The 16,923-nt window shown below is 49.2% G+C and carries 19 protein-coding genes; 17 read left to right on the forward strand and 2 right to left on the reverse strand.

Annotated elements, in window-relative coordinates; all coding sequences use genetic code 11:
- The first annotated feature begins 118 nt into the window (after nt 1–118).
- On the forward strand, nt 119–1,366 hold the full coding sequence (locus EFBL_RS07750) for a glycosyltransferase family 2 protein (protein WP_096181573.1): 1,248 nt from the start codon (nt 119–121) through the stop codon (nt 1,364–1,366).
- Nucleotides 1,367–1,401: 35 nt separating this feature from the next.
- Here the strand turns inward: EFBL_RS07750 and EFBL_RS07755 are convergent, their stop codons facing one another.
- Complete coding sequence (locus tag EFBL_RS07755) at nt 1,402–1,704, reverse strand: YunC family protein (protein ID WP_096181574.1); 303 nt, start codon at nt 1,702–1,704, stop codon at nt 1,402–1,404.
- 145 nt (nt 1,705–1,849) lie between these two features.
- Between EFBL_RS07755 and EFBL_RS07760 the strand changes: the two genes are divergently transcribed.
- The 7 genes from EFBL_RS07760 to EFBL_RS21140 all read left to right on the forward strand — a co-directional run bounded on the left by EFBL_RS07760 (nt 1,850) and on the right by EFBL_RS21140 (nt 8,696).
- On the forward strand, nt 1,850–3,622 hold the full coding sequence (locus EFBL_RS07760) for a B12-binding domain-containing radical SAM protein (RefSeq protein WP_096181575.1): 1,773 nt from the start codon (nt 1,850–1,852) through the stop codon (nt 3,620–3,622).
- Between the two features lie 258 nt (nt 3,623–3,880).
- Nucleotides 3,881–5,134 carry a DNA polymerase IV gene (locus EFBL_RS07765; protein ID WP_096181576.1) on the forward strand — a complete coding sequence of 418 codons (1,254 nt, stop codon included), beginning with the start codon at nt 3,881–3,883 and terminating at the stop codon, nt 5,132–5,134.
- A gap of 17 nt (nt 5,135–5,151) precedes the next feature.
- Nucleotides 5,152–5,475 (forward strand): YolD-like family protein, encoded by a 324-nt coding sequence (locus tag EFBL_RS07770; protein ID WP_096181577.1) that lies wholly within the window; start codon nt 5,152–5,154, stop codon nt 5,473–5,475.
- A gap of 108 nt (nt 5,476–5,583) precedes the next feature.
- On the forward strand, nt 5,584–5,805 hold the full coding sequence (locus EFBL_RS07775; RefSeq protein WP_096181578.1) for a hypothetical protein: 222 nt from the start codon (nt 5,584–5,586) through the stop codon (nt 5,803–5,805).
- Between the two features lie 131 nt (nt 5,806–5,936).
- Complete coding sequence (locus EFBL_RS07780) at nt 5,937–7,013, forward strand: M42 family metallopeptidase (RefSeq protein ID WP_096181579.1); 1,077 nt, start codon at nt 5,937–5,939, stop codon at nt 7,011–7,013.
- Between the two features lie 85 nt (nt 7,014–7,098).
- On the forward strand, nt 7,099–7,578 hold the full coding sequence (locus EFBL_RS07785; RefSeq protein ID WP_096181580.1) for a divergent PAP2 family protein: 480 nt from the start codon (nt 7,099–7,101) through the stop codon (nt 7,576–7,578).
- Between the two features lie 236 nt (nt 7,579–7,814).
- Nucleotides 7,815–8,696: a cupredoxin domain-containing protein gene (locus EFBL_RS21140; protein ID WP_231705718.1), complete on the forward strand. Its 882-nt coding sequence runs from the start codon at nt 7,815–7,817 to the stop codon at nt 8,694–8,696.
- A 1-nt stretch (nt 8,697) separates the two neighbouring features.
- On the opposite strand, the gene EFBL_RS07795 is transcribed toward EFBL_RS21140, so the two are convergent.
- On the reverse strand, nt 8,698–8,964 hold the full coding sequence (locus EFBL_RS07795) for a hypothetical protein (protein ID WP_131927764.1): 267 nt from the start codon (nt 8,962–8,964) through the stop codon (nt 8,698–8,700).
- Nucleotides 8,965–9,105: 141 nt separating this feature from the next.
- Here EFBL_RS07795 and EFBL_RS07800 point away from each other — a divergent pair, with 141 nt between their 5' ends.
- The 9 genes from EFBL_RS07800 to EFBL_RS07840 all read left to right on the forward strand — a co-directional run.
- Complete coding sequence (locus EFBL_RS07800) at nt 9,106–10,230, forward strand: class I SAM-dependent methyltransferase (protein ID WP_096181582.1); 1,125 nt, start codon at nt 9,106–9,108, stop codon at nt 10,228–10,230.
- Between the two features lie 48 nt (nt 10,231–10,278).
- On the forward strand, nt 10,279–10,851 hold the full coding sequence (locus EFBL_RS07805; protein ID WP_231705716.1) for a 5' nucleotidase, NT5C type: 573 nt from the start codon (nt 10,279–10,281) through the stop codon (nt 10,849–10,851).
- Entirely contained in the window at nt 10,844–11,761 is a 918-nt protein-coding gene (locus EFBL_RS07810) for an NAD(P)/FAD-dependent oxidoreductase (RefSeq protein ID WP_096181583.1), read from the forward strand. Before EFBL_RS07805 ends, EFBL_RS07810 begins: the two co-directional genes overlap by 8 nt.
- Nucleotides 11,761–12,270: an NUDIX hydrolase gene (locus EFBL_RS07815; protein ID WP_096181584.1), complete on the forward strand. Its 510-nt coding sequence runs from the start codon at nt 11,761–11,763 to the stop codon at nt 12,268–12,270. The genes EFBL_RS07810 and EFBL_RS07815 overlap by 1 nt, the downstream gene beginning before the upstream one ends.
- A 276-nt stretch (nt 12,271–12,546) precedes the next feature.
- Nucleotides 12,547–13,713, forward strand: coding sequence for a YqiA/YcfP family alpha/beta fold hydrolase (locus tag EFBL_RS07820; RefSeq protein WP_131927765.1), 1,167 nt, complete (start codon nt 12,547–12,549; stop codon nt 13,711–13,713).
- A gap of 24 nt (nt 13,714–13,737) precedes the next feature.
- Nucleotides 13,738–14,739 carry a hypothetical protein gene (locus tag EFBL_RS07825; protein ID WP_096181586.1) on the forward strand — a complete coding sequence of 334 codons (1,002 nt, stop codon included), beginning with the start codon at nt 13,738–13,740 and terminating at the stop codon, nt 14,737–14,739.
- Nucleotides 14,740–14,784: 45 nt separating this feature from the next.
- Nucleotides 14,785–15,222, forward strand: coding sequence for a prepilin peptidase (locus EFBL_RS07830; protein ID WP_131927766.1), 438 nt, complete (start codon nt 14,785–14,787; stop codon nt 15,220–15,222).
- Nucleotides 15,223–15,349: 127 nt separating this feature from the next.
- Nucleotides 15,350–15,661 carry a helix-turn-helix transcriptional regulator gene (locus tag EFBL_RS07835; protein ID WP_165912681.1) on the forward strand — a complete coding sequence of 104 codons (312 nt, stop codon included), beginning with the start codon at nt 15,350–15,352 and terminating at the stop codon, nt 15,659–15,661.
- A gap of 114 nt (nt 15,662–15,775) precedes the next feature.
- Nucleotides 15,776–16,923: transglutaminase (locus EFBL_RS07840; RefSeq protein WP_096181589.1), on the forward strand; the 1,148-nt coding region annotated here is incomplete at its 3' end.

Below are 16,923 nucleotides of genomic sequence, written 5' to 3' on the forward strand. Positions count from 1 at the left end.
TAAAATTATCTGCCGGGATTCTACTTGTCTGCCTACTGGCGTACATGATATAGTAGATTGACGTGAAATGTTCCAAGCAAAAAGTTAATGCTGAAAAGGAAACGAGGGAAATTTCTTTATGAGTATTCTTGGAACTATTGCGGATGGCATATTTATTGCGCTTCAGGTGCTGATCGGCGTTACCAGCGCATATTTGGCAACCTTGGCATTCTTCGGCTTGCGGCACAAGAAAGAGGTTCCAGCAAGTCCTCCGCAAAAGTCGTTCGCTGTCATAGTGGCTGCTCATAATGAGGAAGAAGTAATTGAGCCTCTGATCGACAATCTGAAAAAGATGGATTATCCTTCAGAACTTTACGACATATATGTGATATGTGACAACTGCACCGATAATACCGCACAGATTGTTCGTAATGCGGGCGCAATCGCATGTGAACGGTTTGACGATTCCAGGCGTGGAAAAGGATACGCCATTGAGTGGATGCTGGACCGTCTGTGGGAACAGGAGAAGCAGTATGACGCCGTGGTCATGTTTGACGCCGACAACCTGGTGGCTACCGACTTCCTGCGTCACATGAACGAGAAATTGCTGAAGGGCGACCGTGTAATTCAAGGTTATCTGGACACCAAGAACCCCTATGATTCATGGATTGCCATTTCGTATGCGATCTCCTATTACTTCACCAACCGCATGTGGCAATTGCCGAGGTTCAATCTTGGACTGGCAAATGCCTTGGGCGGTACGGGGATCTGTATTGATACCCCTTTGCTGAAGGAGATGGGCTGGGGTGCTCATTCCCTGACGGAAGATGTGGAATTCACAGCTCGCTGCGTGGAACGCGGCATCTATCCGACCTGGGCACATGACGCGATTGTATATGACGAGAAACCGAATACGCTGAAAGCATCCTGGAACCAACGAATGCGCTGGATGCAGGGACATTTTGACTGTGCTTCCCGCTTCCTGATTCCCCTGTTGGCAAAGAGCATCAAGACGAGAAACTGGGCGATGCTGGATGCGGCACTGTATCTGTTTCAACCGATGAGGTTGCTGATTATCCTCCTGATTACCATAATCCTGTACCTGCAACTGGTTATGCCCGAGTGGTGGGCTGTCACCGACATTCAGGAGATCCTTTTCCCGACGGAATTCTGGACAGTGGTGAGCATTCTGATATACGGTCAGCTGCCCTTGGCCATGATTCTGGAAAAGGCTAACTGGCGAGCCTATCTGGGATTGGTGATGTATCCGATCTTCCTGATTACCTGGTTCCCGATTACGGTTATCGCATTCTTTACCAAGAACAACAAGACCTGGAGCCATACGGTTCATTCCCGGGGAATCCGGGTGGAAGAGTTGTCAAGATAAACAATAGACAGCCAAGGGTAGGCAAACAGCCTACCCTACAACATTTTCAGCAGCGCTTCCCGTCCGGTCATCCCCGGCACGATCCCCATTTCTTCTGCCTTCGCTGTTACGGACTCCAAGGGCATGTTCAGAAGATCGTCCAGACTGCGGACTCCAACAGCCCGGCCTGCAATGATGCCTCTGTCAGCCAGTTTTTCATTCAGCAGTCCCACGTCCAGGGCTCCGCACATGATATATCCCTTGTCGGTCTTGATTGCAATCAGATTGGTCTTGGGAAGTTCCACATGTACCCCTATTACGGTGTGCCCTTCAATTTCAATCGGTTTGACGTGAACCAAAGCGCATCCCTCTTCCCATAGTCGTCTCCTATAAATTATGGGAATACAACCTGTTATTGTTACGGGCGTTTGCCCGTGAAAGCGAAAAAAATCTGTACTATACTGGTACCAGAACCTGAACCTGAACCAAATGTGGGGGAGCCTAATGAACATCCTGTTGACAACACTGAATGCGAAATTTGTCCATTCATCGCTGGCGCTCCGGTATTTGCGGAGTTATGCAGAGCCGTATTTTCCGGACATACGTCTGATGGAGTATACAATCAACGACTTGTCGGACAAGATTGCCGCCGACATATATAAAAACAAACCTGACGTTGTAGGTTTCTCCTGTTATATCTGGAACATTCAGGAGACAGTGTCCGTAATCAAACATCTGAAAAAAGTCCTGCCTGAAGTGAAGATTGTACTTGGCGGACCCGAAGTGACGTACGAGACCCGGCCGTTTATGGAGCAGCATCCTTATGTGGACTTCGTGGTGGCAGGTGAAGGGGAGCAGACCTTTCTGGAACTGCTGCAAGCCCTCGCCCAGGGGAGGGGAGCCGAAGGGATCCAAGGAGTTGTTTACCGGGATGGCGACATGATCCGGGAGAATCCGCCCCGTCCGATGCTGGCAGACTTGAATGCAATTCCATCCCCCTATCAAGACCGGCTAGAAGAGCTGGAAAACCGAATCGTCTATTTCGAATGCTCGCGTGGTTGTCCTTTCAAGTGTCAGTACTGTTTGTCCTCAATCGAAGACGGGGTAAGGTTTTTTGAGATGGAGCGGGTTAAAAGGGATTTGAAGAGATTGATTGACGCGGGAGTGCGGCAAATTAAGTTTGTGGACCGGACGTTTAACATCCACAAGCAATATGCATTGGAAATTTTTCAGTTCCTGATCGCTAACCGGAAAGATACGACGTTTCATTTTGAGATTACGGCCGATATTCTGAAACCCGAGATTGTTGATTTTCTTAATGAGAATGCGCCGAAAGGCCTCTTCCAGTTCGAAATCGGGGTGCAATCCACCAACGATTTGACCAACGCTTTGGTGCAGCGCAGACAGAATTTCGGGAAGCTTTCGAACACGGTGACAAAAATCAGGCAGGGAGGCAAGATTCACCAACATCTTGATCTGATCGCCGGTTTGCCGGAGGAAGACTACATGTCGTTTCGCAAGACTTTCAACGATGTGTATGCGTTAAAGCCGGACGAGCTTCAACTGGGGTTTCTGAAGATGTTAAAGGGGGTCGGAGTGAAAATCCGGGCTGCGGACCATGGATATGTCTGGAGTGAGGAGCCGCCCTATGAAATTTACTGCAACAATGTGCTTTCCTATGAAGACGTTTTAAGGCTGAAAGGAATCGAAGACATTCTGGAGCGTTACAGCAATTCGCATAAATTCGATGTTTCGCTCCCATATATAATGGCCCAGGAATTTGATACTCCCTTTGACTTTTTTGAACAGTTTGCCGATTATTGGGAGGACAACTGCCTGTTTAAGGTGGGCCACCGCTTGAAGGCTTTGTACGAGCATCTGCATGCATTCCTTGAGGCCCGAAAGTCTCAACAGCTTCCCGTTATAAGAGAGCTGCTGAAATTGGACATGGTTCTTCATGAACGCTCCCGCCAGTGGCCTGGTTGGGTTCAGCCGGAGCGGGATCGGGAGAAAGTGGAGCAAATCTACAATCTCTTGCAAGATGAGGCGTGGAGAAGGACAAATATCCCTGTACTGGCCAATGTGCCGGCCCATTTGATTCGCAAGAACGTCTATATTATGACGCTTTCGTGTAATGTGGATCTGGCAGTCAACCAACCGGAAATCGCACAGACAGGCCAGGAACGAAGTACGATTGTGGTATTCTATGATGCGCCGCACAGACAGGCGGGGACCGGTGATTATTTTGTGGTAGCCGATTCAATCTGTCAGAGGTAACAAAGGGAGTCCCTCACTGAGGGATTCCCTTTCTTTGGTTATGTAACAATCATTTGATATCGGTGCAACAAGCAAATTTCCAGAACATGTGTTTGCATATTTTCGTTGGCAGGCACTATAATAAGTAACACAGAACATTTATTCGGTTCAGGAGGTAGTTTATGCGCCCAACCGCGTTACTTCGACATATCATCCAACTGGAGATGCCGGAAGCCGAGCTACAGGGGGCATGGAAGCAATGGGTAAGGGAAACAAGCGATGAAATGGATTTATGGTTTGGTGGATATGCAGAGTTTCTACGCATCATGTGAAGTCGCCTCCCGTCCCGAGTATGCATTGGCACGCCGTGAGAATGATGACTCCACCGATCCCCTCCTTGTGGTTTCAGGCGATCCTGGGCGAAGATCCGGTGTGATCCTGGCGGCGACCCCCACGGCGAAGAAGGCCGGCATTGAAAATGCGATGCGGCTTGGAGAGGCACTCCGATACTGTCCAACAGTAACCGTTGTAAAACCCCGAATGCAATTTTACCTGGAAACCAGCATTCGCATTCAACAGGTGATTCAATCCATGTTCCCCTTGCATGAACAATTTTCGGTGGATGAAGCCTTTTTTGCTTTTCCCTTTCCGTCGATTTTGTTCCCGGATCCGATTACGGCCGTCCGCCAACTGAAAGAGAGCATTTGGGACCTGTTCCGGCTCCGCTGCCGCATTGGTCTTTCCTACAACAAATGGATGGCCAAGATGGCAAATAAACAAGCCAAAAAACATCCGGATGGGATTGTATGGTGGACGGAGGAGGATGTACCCACGAAGCTTCATCGTTTGTCTGTATTCGATATGTGGGGACTCAAGCGCCGGGCGGAAAGTTTATACTACGAGTTTGGCGCACGAACGATCGGCGATGTGGCACAAATCCCGGAAGTGAAACTGCAGCATCGGTTTGGGGTGTGGGGAACGGTAATCTATCGATGGAGTCATGGGCGGGACTATTCCAGGATGAATCCTGATTCCTATGATGTGCCTCATAAGGGAATTTCGCACCGCACCACTTTGCCCAAAGATTTTTATAAGCGTACAGAGATCATTATCGTCATTCAAGAACTTTTGGATGAGGTCTGTCGCAGAGCGAGATCTGCAGGCCAGAAAGGCCGGCGTGTGGGTCTCGGCTTGACTTATGAAAGGCTTCAAAGTGGATTTTATAAAGCGAAAACACTCCATTTTTATTCGAATGAACCCCATGATCTGTATCCGTTTTTGCTGGAGTTACTCGACAAGTGGTGGACCGGTGACGGTGTGAGAGCTGTCAGTGTCTCGCTTGATTTGTTGCAACACTCAAATACCCTTCAGTTGTCGTTGTTGGATGATGTAAGCAAACGTCACGATTTATCGAGAGTGGTTGATGAGATTCGGACCAAATATGGCGAGGCCAGTATTATGCGGGCCGTCAGCCTTCAGGAAGCGGGCCAATTGAGGGAGAGGAGCAAAAAGATTGGCGGACACTATATGTAACGAACAGGGGTGAAACCATGCGAATTATCGACGGCAACATTTTTGAGGCGATGCGGCTCGTGCTGCCGGAACACAGAGAACTCATGGAACGTTCCAAGCAGGAATCAAAAAAACGTAAGCAACCTATCCTGTCCGAAGATGAATGGAGCCAAATGGGATATATTCTTGGGGAATCCATGCAGCACAAACATAAAATCCGCATCACATTGTTTGATCCCCATGAGGATGTGGTTTGGGAAGGGACTCCGCTGATTAAAGACGGGAAATTGCACCTTCAGACTTACGATGGTATCCGGCAAGTCCCGTTAAAGAGAGTGGTAAAGATAGAGGGCATCAAATAAAAACTGACGAAAGAAGTCGCGGCCGGAATTGAGTCTGTCAGCGAAGCGGGCAACTTATTCCGTCAGATTCAGTCAGCTATTGACGGAGTTACCGCTCAGATCCGGGAAGTGACAGAAAGAGCGAAGCAAATCGAAGCGATGGCGGAAGAAGCAGTCAATATGATCATGGCTGTCAAGGAGGGGGCGGAGAGCGTTGCGGCAGGTGCCGAGAATGTATCGGCAGCCACTGAACAACAGTTGGCTGCCATGGAAGAGATCTCATCTTCCGCTTCCTCACTGACAAAGATGGCAACAGAATTGCAGAATCTGACCGGACAGTTCAAAGTCTGAATGCCTGCGGCCCGTTACATGGGCCGCAGTTTTTTTGCATAATCTATGTAAGCTAAAGTATTCTATACAATTATTACTTATTGTAATACAATAAAACTTGGCATTTTTTACATAACCGAGGGGGCTTCCATATGGATCAATTAATGACAATGTTCAAGGAGTTGACAGAGGCATCCGGTGCACCGGGGCAGGAGGAAGAAGTTCGCGGACTGATGCACCGGTATTTGCAGCCGCTTTCGGAAGAAATCCTGACTGACAATCTGGGCAGCATCATCGCCAGAAAGACCGGAGCCCCAAATGGTCCAAAGATCATGTTGGCGGGTCATCTGGATGAGATTGCACTGCTGGTGACACACGTCACATCCAAGGGATATATCAAGTTCCAGCCCCTTGGCGGATGGTGGTCTCAAGTTATGCTGGCACAACGGGTAGTAATCAAGACCCGCAAAGGAGACATTGTGGGGGTTATCGGATCGAAACCGCCTCATGTCCTGTCTCCGGAAGAAAGGAACAAGGTTGTCCAGATCAAGGACATGTTCATTGACATAGGTGCTTCCAGTGCGGAAGAGGTGAAGGAGTTTGGCGTGCGGCCCGGGGATCCGATACTGCCGATCTGTCCGTTCCAAGTTATGAACAATGAGAAATTCATCATGGGCAAAGCGCTTGACAACCGCGCAGGTTGCGCATTGTCTGTAGAAGTTTTGAGGCAGCTGCAGGGCGTCCAGCACCCGAATGTTGTCTACAGCGGGGCGACAGTACAGGAAGAGGTAGGGCTTAGAGGCGCCGCCACTTTGCCGCACATAGTGGAACCGGATATTTTCTTTGCGCTCGATGTGGGCATCGCCGGGGACACGCCCGGGATGCCGGAAGACCAGATGCCAAACAGCAAGTGCGGCAAAGGACCTCTGGTTATCCTGTATGACTATTCAATGGTTCCCCACAAGAAACTGTTGGATTTCGTTCTAGACACAGCCGAGGAAGAGGGCATTCCGGTCCAGTTTGAATCCATGCCGGGTGGCGGTACCGATGCAGGCAAGGTGCACTTGTTCAAAAAAGGGGTTCCGTCGCTGGTGATCGGATTTCCAACTCGTTACATCCACAGCCATGCATCGATTATGCATCGGGATGATTTTGAAAATGCGGCGAAGCTCTTGGTGGCAGTTATCAAGAAGCTTGATGCAGACACATATGCATCCCTTCTGCGTTAGGCCGCTACCGGCCAACCTCTTTCAATCCCTGAAAGAGGTTTTTCTTTGTGCATACTAATACCTACATTAGTAATGGAGGGGCACCATGCGTACCATCCTTTTCAACCATTCTCTGATCGCCGCCCTGTTAGCGGTGGGACTGGCCCAGTTCCTCAAGGTGCCGATTCATTTTTTCAGCAAAGGCAGATGGGACTGGAGACAACTGATCACCACGGGAGGAATGCCAAGCTCTCATTCGGCAGCCGTTTCCTGTCTTGCCACGAGTGTTGGACTTACCCAGGGGTTTGACTCGCCACTTTTTGGGATTGCGGCAATGCTGGGGTTGATCGTTATGTACGATGCAATGGGAATCCGGCGCCATGCAGGTGAGACTGCCATGGCGCTCAATCGGCTCGAAGAGGATTTTGACAAGCATATTGAGGAACAATTTAGGGGGAAGAACAAACGCGACTACAGGCGAAGACACAAACGGTTGAAGGAAATGCTCGGGCATCAACCGGTTGAGGTCTTCGTTGGCTCCGTCTTCGGAATTTTGTTGGCGTTCCTGTTCCATCAATTTACTTAATCCCAAAGGAGGACCACAAATGGTGGATGTACAACCCGAATTGATTATGGACAACATTTAGATCCGTCGATTGACAGAGCCACTCCTACAGGAACTCAGGAGCTGATGAATTTTTCAGCTCCTTTAAAATGCAATCAAATTGTCACATTTTTGTTCACGATCTTGTTGAAAAACTGACGCTTAGTTAATAAGGTTAAGATATGATTTTAAGCTGATTGGAGGGATCGGCAGTGATCATGACAGGAGTTGTCATATTGTCCGTTGTGGTGATGGTAGTATTTTCGGCCTTCATTGTGGTACTCGTTAACCGGTACAGAAAAAAACTGACCTGTATGGCTGGCATGATGATAGCCATGACTTCCGCCATGATGGCCAGCACCCTGTTGGGAACGGTGCTTGGAACCTATACGGACGACATGTTGATACCAACTGTTGCCGCTGTTGTGATTGGAATGCTGGTCGGGTATTTTACCGGCAATCCTGTGTCGTTGATGGCAGCCATGGACGGCATGCTGGCAGGCATTATGGGTGGCATGATGGGCGCCATGCTTGGCGTGATGGAACGGTTGCAGTCCCCGATTCTGATGATGTTGTTCGTGGGTTTGGTTTATGTGGTAATTATGCTGTTCCTTGTGAGATTGATCCGGGAAGAGGCAGGGGTACAGCCAGAACGGGCCGCAACCGGGAACAGGCAGCAGGGAACCTTACGCGTGACCCGGATGATGATTCGATTCGTATGGGTATTGTTGCCGATAGCCCTTATTTTCTTGATCGTGATGGGGAATCGGACAGATGCGGGATCCGGTTCGGGAGTTTCCTCCCTCCCGGTAATAGCCAATTGGACTTCCCAGTCGACCCAGCAAGTTGATATAACAGTCAAAACAGGCGGCTATGCACCCGACAAAATCGTTGTCAAAGCGGGTGCTCCCGTACAACTCAATTTTCACAAGGATTATGAGGGAGGCTGCCTGTCTTATTTGCTGATTAAGGACTTTTCCATCACCAGGAAACTGAATACGGGAACCACGGCCATTGAACTTCCTCCCTTAAAGCCGGGTACGTATCCGTTCATGTGCGGAATGCAGATGTACGGCGGACAAATCGTGGTGGAACCCTAGATCAGTCGCACCAGGCGCCTTCCCGTTCGATCTTTTCCATAACTGTCTGCAGTGCCATCCGTTTGTCATAAACCACGTTGCTGCCGTAAACAATCATTTTCGCGTCCGGATCTTTGTTGGTTCCGATGGCATAAAACCTGCCGTCCGGTGTTTCATACAGTTCAATCTGATATTGACCTTTGCTGCTGTTGTAATCATATAGTTCTTTTCGCAGAAGTTCCGATCCCTCAGGCAGTTCCACTTCGTTCCAGTTTGGTTGATTTGCCATTCCTTTCGCTCCTTTGCATTCATTCCCCTTCATTTTACAAGAAATTTCCCAAGAAAGCCCCTTCCATTTCCAAACAAGTTGCAACCGGATGACCGTGTGACAGACTAACATCTGGTACAATAAGGGCAAGAAGGTGAAAGCATGAACCAACTGCATCATTTGATTGCAGATAAAATCAGATCAGCCGGCGGACGGATTACGTTTGCCGAATACATGGCGGAAGCGCTTTACCACCCGATGCTGGGGTATTATAACAGGCCTGAGATGACAATTGGCGAACAGGGAGATTTCTTTACCTCGCCGATGGTGCATCCGGTCTTCGGACATTGTGTCGGAAGGCAGATTTATCAGCTTTGGCTTGAGATGGGCTCACCGTCCTCTTTCACTCTCCTGGAAATGGGAGCAGGAACAGGAGCTTTGGCCCGTGATCTGTTGCAGGAATGGGACCGCCTGCAGGCAAATGAACCCGCTGCAAACTCTGGCCCGGTTGCGTTAAGATATGTAATCGTCGAACAAAGTCCAGTGTTACGGGGGAGACAACGAGAGACCGCTTCTGAGACAGGGAAAGGGCGCATCGAATGGCATGCAACCCTGCAGGAAGTGCCCGGATATGGTTCATTGGAAGGAGTCATTCTCAGCAACGAGCTGTTTGATGCGCTCCCTTATCACCGCCTGGTCATGGACAAAGGACGCTTGCTGGAACGATATGTGACGCTTGAAGAAGACGGCTCATTTGCAGAAGTAACGGCACCGCTTTCGGATGAAAGACTTCCTTTGCTTTTGGATGAGCAAATCAGGGAAGGCCTCGAGGAGGGTGATCGCTTGGTGCTGAGCCCGGCTGCAGGGAAGGTCATTCGGGAAATGGCGGATGCGTTGAACAAGGGATACGTACTTACGATTGATTATGGCAATCTTTCACCTGACGTTCATTGGCAATCGGCCCGTTCGGGCGGAATTCGTTGCTACTACAAGCAAACGTTAAACCACGACCCGTATACCCGGGTAGGAGAACAAGACATCACGGCGGATGTGGATTTCAGCTATCTCCAGCGGGAGGGTGGTCAAGTCGGTCTGGAGACGGTAAGGTTCTCCACCCAGTCCGATTTTTTGGAGAACTTCGGTTTTCTTGACAAGGTGACCGATCTGCAACGGATGGCTTTCAGAGACCTGCGGGCCGACTTTGAACTGCAGAAGATGCTGACACTCTATCTGCCGCAAGGGCTTGGTGACGCGTGCAAGGTGTTGATGCAATCCAAAGGGGCTTAATGGAAAAATATACCATACACAACTGTTGGGGAAGGCAGGTTTCAAAAATTGAGCAAGTCATTGAATAAAGTATTGTGCATCGATATGGATTCCGTGATTGTAGACCTGATGAGTGAGTGGTACGGCCGCTACAACCGGGATTATGGGGATGATCTTACAGTGGAGCGGGTCCTTCGCTGGGATGCCAAATCTTATGTGAAGCCGGAATGCGGGGAAAAGATCTATGAGTACCTGAATGAGCCCGGTTTTTTTGCCAGCCTGGAGCCTTTGCCCCATGCAATCGAAGTGATGCAGAGATTGTCGAAGCGGTATGATCTGCTGATAGTCACTTCGCCTCCGTCCGTTCATGCCTACCGGGAGAAAGAAGAATGGGTATCCCGGTATCTGCCGTTTATTGGCCGGCACAACCTGATCTTTGCCCATCGCAAGGAAGTGATTGATGGGGATCTCCTGTTTGATGATGCTCCCCACAATCTGCACGGGTTCATGCAGACGGGAAAGATTGCGGTGGCCATGGATTATCCATACAACCGGAACGTCCCCTGCAAACGGGTTTCCGGTTGGCTCGAATTTGAGGAGAAAGTTGACATGTTCTTGACGAGGAGCGGAGACCATGTATGATGTTGCGATTGTGGGAGGTGGACCGGGCGGGCTGTCCGCACTGGTCTGGTGCCACCGGCTCGGCTTGAAGACCATACTGCTTGAACGCAATGGAGAATTGGGGGGACAGCTGTTCCGGGTCAACAATCCGATTATTGATTATTTGGGCATTCCTGCGGCAAACGGACGGGAACTGCAAGAGCGGTTTGTGGCTCATGTCAAAGGTTTGGATTGTCCTTACGAATGCGGTATCGAGGTGCGGGAATTTGATTTGCAGGGGAAAGTGCTCCGTACCAACAAGGGGGAGTACCGTGCCAAAGCGTTGATTCTCGCATTGGGATCCCATGATCGAAAGCTGGGTGTTCCCGGGGAGGCGGAAATGATCGACAGAAAGGAAGTGTACTCCGCATCCCGGGACAAACATCGCTTCCAGGGGAAAAATGTGGCTGTGGTCGGCGGCGGAGACCGGGCTGTGGAAGGGGCCCTTCTGCTGGCTGAACACGGTGCGAAAGTTATGCTGATTCATCGAAGCGGGAAGTTTCGGGCCCGCAAGGAGTACGTGCAGCCTGTCCTTACCCACCCGGGGGTTCAGGTTCTCACCCATTCACTTGTTAAAGAAATTGTCGGGCAGGAGCACGTGCAAGGGATTGTCGTGGAAACCAACGGTTCCCTGACAACGATCCCGGTTGAGGCCGTATTTGTCCGGATTGGAGTTGAGCCTGACAGCAATGGCCTAAGAGGCCAGCTGAAGATGGATCGGGACGGGTATGTAACGGTGGATGAGTTTGGAGAAACCAGTGTCCGCAATGTGTTTGCCGTTGGGGATTTACGTACCCGGCCGCTTTTTTCAAGTGTTGCGGGATCGGTGGCCCAGGGGATGATTGCTGCCAAGACAATATCGTATCGGATCGAAACCGGGGAGGAGATTTGATGGGGACCAGTGGTGACGGTATTCTTCGTTTTCCCGGAGCGTTTGGCGGACAGGTGGCCCTCTCGTTTGACCCTGTTCACAGACAACCGGCCGGCTATGTCCTTGTGATGCCGTTCTACCAGGGCAGGTTGATCCTGACGAAACATCGCAGAAGGGGATGGGAAGTTCCCGGGGGCACTGTCGAACCGAAGGAGATGCCCATTCAAGCGGCCATCCGGGAAACCTATGAGGAAACGGGAGCAGAGATAGATGCGATCGAATGGATCGGACAATACGAAATTGTCGGAGAAAAACCCATCCCCATGATCAAGTCGGTCTACATCGCACGGGTTGCCCGCTTGCATCCGCTTCCCCCCGATTTCGAAACGGAAGATGTCAAAGTCTGTGAACAGCCTCCCGATCCGGAGTTGATTAAGGACGACAAGAACTATTCCCCTATTCTGAGGGACAGTGTGTATCCTTATGTGTTGAAACGGATCAGGGAGTTGAACCATCCCTTTGCCAGGTGATAATGTAAGTTTTGCGGGACCTTCCTGTGGCTGTCGAATCGACAGCTGCGGGGAGGTTCTTTCTTTTTGTATTGAACCGCCCTCTCGAGTTCTTAAATAGTAAGTATCTCAAACAAAAGATGTCCGTTTTCGGGTAAAAAATGTCCTTTTTAGAGTCTTAAATGCATTGAAATATTTGGGATGAATTTCTATATTTAATGCATGACATAGATTGGCAGAAAGATTGAAAGCTTCTCCCGGAGTTTACTTCTGAGTCTTGGCGCAAGCAGGGAGTAAATGAAAGGAGAGGTAGATGTGAGCAAGTACCGGTCCCTGTTTTCTCCATCACGGGGAAGACCTGTCCTTTCGTTGTTCGCTGCCTTGTTTCTGATTTTTGGCACAGGATTGTACGGAAGTTCCCTGGCAAACGCATCTCCCAATTTTTACTTGCCGGGACATTCTCCCCCACACGCTTCGGTTCCGGACGTATCCCTTCCCAGTGTCTCACCTCCAATAACCTCCCCTCCCAAGACAAATGAACCAGCCCCTTTCCACCCGGAATCATCTCCGCATATACCCCTGCTGGACGGCACCTCCGTTCCACCTGATGAATACTTAATTCCAGGAAAGAACCAGACCCACAAAATTCACGATGTTCGCACCACGGATCAACAGTTGATGAAACTGGCGGATCTGGTTTATAAAAACCCCAAAGACATTACGGATCAGGATTTGATTGCTGTTTTGGGAAAGACAAACGGGAAACCAAATGGTAAATTGATTGAGAGGGAAGATTTGGCAAATGGTTTTGAAGCAATAGCGGTGCTTAACAAAACCACGGGAGAAGTCATCATTTCGTTTCGCGGATCGGATACAGAAGATTTCTTTGCAGACTGGTGGGGCCAAAACCTGGGTATATGGGGACAGTACAAGGGGAACCAGGTGGATTCCGCAAGAGAGTTTGTAAAAAGGGTCAAGGGTTTAAAGGTCGCTGAAAATGCGGCTATCGTCTTGACCGGTCACTCGCTGGGCGGTTTCCATGCCCAAAATATGGCCCGGGAATTCGGATTTCCCGCAGTCACTTTCAATGCCCCCGGTTTAAAGCCCCATCCCGCCAGCCGAACCAGTCTGATCGGTAAAGTAATGAACGTATTCAACCCCAACCTGAACGGAGTGGAGGACCTTGGAAATGCTTGGGGTGCTCACGACGAGCAGGTTGTCAACTATGTAAACGAAGCGGATGTAATCGGCAATTTGGGTGTTCATTATGGGAAGGTCGTGATAACCAACCGGAACGGAAGGCCCCCCGGGGAAAGAAACGATTATTGGCACCCCTTTAAAGATTTTGAGAGTCAAATCACACGAAAAGTTCTTGTCACAACCTTTACGGAAGGCTTTCTGGAAGCGCATGCTCTCGAATCATTCAGAGGCCAGTTCAGGGACGATGGAAACATTGCCAGATAGCGCAAGGACATTGGGAGGATTTCTATGCTGCGTTTGATTATAGCCATAATCCTGACTTTGCTTCAACCCGGCTTGGGCCAATTTGTCAACGGACAGAGGCTGAAGGGGATTTTCTTTTTCGTACTTGCCGCGTTGGGCATTATTTTGAAATACACAGTGAGTCCTTTGCCGGTCATCCTCTTGTATATAGTGGCTTTGGCAGATGTACTGTTCGTTTACATCCGAATAATGAAGGGGAAACAGTCAGCACCGTCGGGCGGAAGATCAATCGCGGAAGTTGTGATTTCCGTTGTTCTGGCTGCCTTGGCTCTGTTTATCGTGGAAGAAATCACCATTAAACTCTCATCCTCCATCGGCATGTCACGTGATGAAGAACTGGCGATTCAGCAGGAAACCGAGAAGTATCTGACGCAAAAATATGGCAAAGAGTTTACGGTAGACAACGTCAAGTATGTCTGGCAAATCGGAGAATATCGTATGCAAGGGAAGCCCAAAGAAAATGGAAGTCTCAAGTTTTTTATCAAGAAAGAAAAGGGCGGCCAGACGATTGAAGATCAATACTTCTATGAATACATGACAGTTCAATCAAGAGAAGAAATCAAACCCTTCATTGAAAAGATGTACCCAAAATCGGTAAGCTGGAGTTCGACGGTGACGATAGACGAGGACGTGGAAAAAATTTTTTCCCGTGAAATGCCCGACTATGTGCAGCTGCGGCAGAAGACAAACGGGTATTACCAGAACATCAGAATCTTCTTGATTAAAGACATCCGGGCAAACAAACTGGACGAGGAACTGAACAACCTGTTTCAGCTTGTCTCTTACCTGAAAAATCAACGCATTCGAGCCGGTCTGGATATCCAATACTTTGACGAGTCGTTACTCGATCAGGGAGTGCAAACTGTAACCCTTGACAATCATGCCAAATATCAGGATCAACTGCAAGGCATGCTTGAATTGGAAGACGTTTTTTTCTCCAAGATCGAATCCCCTCAGGATCTGAAACGTTACCTGAAAACTTATTAAATCACAATGTGAAATTATGGATTTACCGGGAGGTGCCGATTGTCCATGGATTGGCTGATCTGGGTAATCATGGCTGCCATCTTGCTGATTGCAGTTGTCACCGATCTGAAGAGCCGTATCATCCCCAATAAGTTGCTTATAGCCGGCTGCATCGTTCTGCTGCCGGTTCATCTGGTTCTGCATCCGGATGAAATCTGGGCATACTTTATGGCTGCCTCTGTCTGGCTGCTTGGCATGTGGACGCTTGCAATCCTTGCGAACGGTCGAATTGGGGGCGGAGACGTCAAACTTTTCGCGCTACTGGGGTTTGCTGTTGGAATGGATCTGACGCTGTGGACATTTATTTTTGCGCATCTGGTTGCCGGGATGGCCGTTCTGGTTCTCTGGATTCGGCGAAGGTTCAAGACAGGGGACTCTCTTGCCTTTGCTCCTTATACTATGGCAGGCTTTGCATTGACCGGACTGTTGATTTTCAATTCCTGATCCAAGGAGGTTAAGACTTGTGAAACCGAAAAATTGTGTTCAGTCGGAAAGCGTTGGAAATCGTACTTGGACATATCTTAGGAAATATACTTCCTAGTGTCCCAGGGTACGGGCGATTCTGCTTTATTTGGAAACATCCGAATGTTCTACTGTAAGTGTATTGCAAGTTGCCAACGAATTGGGATACAGCCCCCGTCACTTGCAGCGTCTTTGCAAGCAGGAAACCGGATATTCCGTCGGAGGTCTGATTCGGATTCGAAAGATGCACACTGCAAGACAACTTCTGGAGAACCGTTCCATGTCCGTCAAAGAAGTGGCAAGAATGGTAGGTTATAAGAATCAAAGCCATTTTGCTTCGGCATTTAAAGATACATATGGATGCAATCCGTCCAGATTGAATCACTCATATCAGTTGACAGATTCCGTCTGCCCCGGTTGATGGGCGTTTGAACAAATCTCCCATCTTGGATATGATGATACTAAAAATAGGTAAAATTGGAATCCAGCAAGAAAGAGCCTGAGGGATGTTTGCCAATGGTTGGGGGAGTATTGGATGTGGAAATCCAGAGTTGTCGGCATTGGGCTGATTCTGTCTATGTTAATGGCTGCCTGCAGCCGACCCGCAGTGCAAGAAGTTGACAAATGGCAGAAGCTGGTGGAGGAAACAAACAGAACCATTCAGATGGAGCCGCTTCAAGTAACCGAATACAGCATAAAGGTCGGAGCCAGACTTACCAAACCTGAGCATAAGAAGTTTGCAGCCAATTCCAGTTTTGTCATTTCGGGTTCCGTGCAGGAATACACGACTATGAAATCGGATTCCGTTTGGGTCCTGATTCGTAAAATGAACCAGAATGCTTCCTCTGTCAACGATGACTTCTCCTACTATGCTCCCATCAGGGACGGTGTTTTTGAACAAAATGTGCAACTGCCCGACGGGGCAGGAGAATACCGGGTGGTTGTGCGGCTTCCAAGCACCGATTCCAAGGATCGGTATTATGACCTCACCGAATTTCATGTATTTAACGTTAACGATGAAATCAAGCGAGATATTGCCTTTACGATGCCTGGCAGGAATTCAGGATTGAACATTTCCCGTCCGGAAACAGGGTATTCCAAGACGGAGGGCGTATTTGACCTGCAGGGTTCGATCCTAAACTACCCGGCGACCAACCGGTTTGTGATGATACGCTTGGAAAAGGACGAAAAAAAATGGGAACACTTGATTCCCATCAAAGAAGGCAAATTTGAAGCCAGACTTCCCCTCCATTATGGCTTGGGAGTCCATAAACTGACGGTCATGGCCCCTGACCCGACCCGGAAAGATTATTTCCTGGAAGCGGCGTATCTTTTTCTTGACAATCAGTCTGCCAAGACTTCGGAACCTATTCAATATTTCAAAACCTACCAGGAGCGGGGCGTTCGTCTTGATACTCCATTGACAGGGGGAGAGGAGGCCCAACTGAAATACCGGATCTCAGGTGCTATCGATCCCAATGTTCCGGATGCCGACAAGACGACGCATGTCATTGTTCAAACAAAAAAAGACAAGGATGTAGCCACCTACCTGATCCCGGTTCAGAATTACATATTTGACGGGGAGATCTGGCTCCGGTTTGGCAGGGGTACTTATGAAGTTACGGTGAATGTACCGGAAACAAACAATCCTCTCCGGGGGTACCACCAATTCTACAGTGTGGC

Origin of the sequence: Effusibacillus lacus, from assembly GCF_002335525.1 — a bacterium.
Taxonomy (GTDB): Bacteria; Bacillota; Bacilli; order Tumebacillales; family Effusibacillaceae; genus Effusibacillus; species Effusibacillus lacus.

What these genes read in the sequence shown, in the direction of transcription:
- EFBL_RS07825 (WP_096181586.1), top strand. Translation starts at nt 13,738, where the DNA reads ATGCTGCGTTTGATTATAGCCATAATCCTGACTTTGCTTCAACCCGGC.
- EFBL_RS07820 (WP_131927765.1), top strand. Translation starts at nt 12,547, where the DNA reads ATGAAAGGAGAGGTAGATGTGAGCAAGTACCGGTCCCTGTTTTCTCCA.
- EFBL_RS07750 (WP_096181573.1), top strand. Translation starts at nt 119, where the DNA reads ATGAGTATTCTTGGAACTATTGCGGATGGCATATTTATTGCGCTTCAG.
- EFBL_RS07815 (WP_096181584.1), top strand. Translation starts at nt 11,761, where the DNA reads ATGGGGACCAGTGGTGACGGTATTCTTCGTTTTCCCGGAGCGTTTGGC.
- EFBL_RS07810 (WP_096181583.1), top strand. Translation starts at nt 10,844, where the DNA reads ATGTATGATGTTGCGATTGTGGGAGGTGGACCGGGCGGGCTGTCCGCA.
- EFBL_RS07760 (WP_096181575.1), top strand. Translation starts at nt 1,850, where the DNA reads ATGAACATCCTGTTGACAACACTGAATGCGAAATTTGTCCATTCATCG.
- EFBL_RS07785 (WP_096181580.1), top strand. Translation starts at nt 7,099, where the DNA reads ATGCGTACCATCCTTTTCAACCATTCTCTGATCGCCGCCCTGTTAGCG.
- EFBL_RS21140 (WP_231705718.1), top strand. Translation starts at nt 7,815, where the DNA reads ATGACAGGAGTTGTCATATTGTCCGTTGTGGTGATGGTAGTATTTTCG.
- EFBL_RS07770 (WP_096181577.1), top strand. Translation starts at nt 5,152, where the DNA reads ATGCGAATTATCGACGGCAACATTTTTGAGGCGATGCGGCTCGTGCTG.
- EFBL_RS07780 (WP_096181579.1), top strand. Translation starts at nt 5,937, where the DNA reads ATGGATCAATTAATGACAATGTTCAAGGAGTTGACAGAGGCATCCGGT.
- EFBL_RS07795 (WP_131927764.1), bottom strand. Translation starts at nt 8,964, where the DNA reads ATGGCAAATCAACCAAACTGGAACGAAGTGGAACTGCCTGAGGGATCG.
- EFBL_RS07830 (WP_131927766.1), top strand. Translation starts at nt 14,785, where the DNA reads ATGGATTGGCTGATCTGGGTAATCATGGCTGCCATCTTGCTGATTGCA.
- EFBL_RS07800 (WP_096181582.1), top strand. Translation starts at nt 9,106, where the DNA reads ATGAACCAACTGCATCATTTGATTGCAGATAAAATCAGATCAGCCGGC.
- EFBL_RS07765 (WP_096181576.1), top strand. Translation starts at nt 3,881, where the DNA reads ATGAAATGGATTTATGGTTTGGTGGATATGCAGAGTTTCTACGCATCA.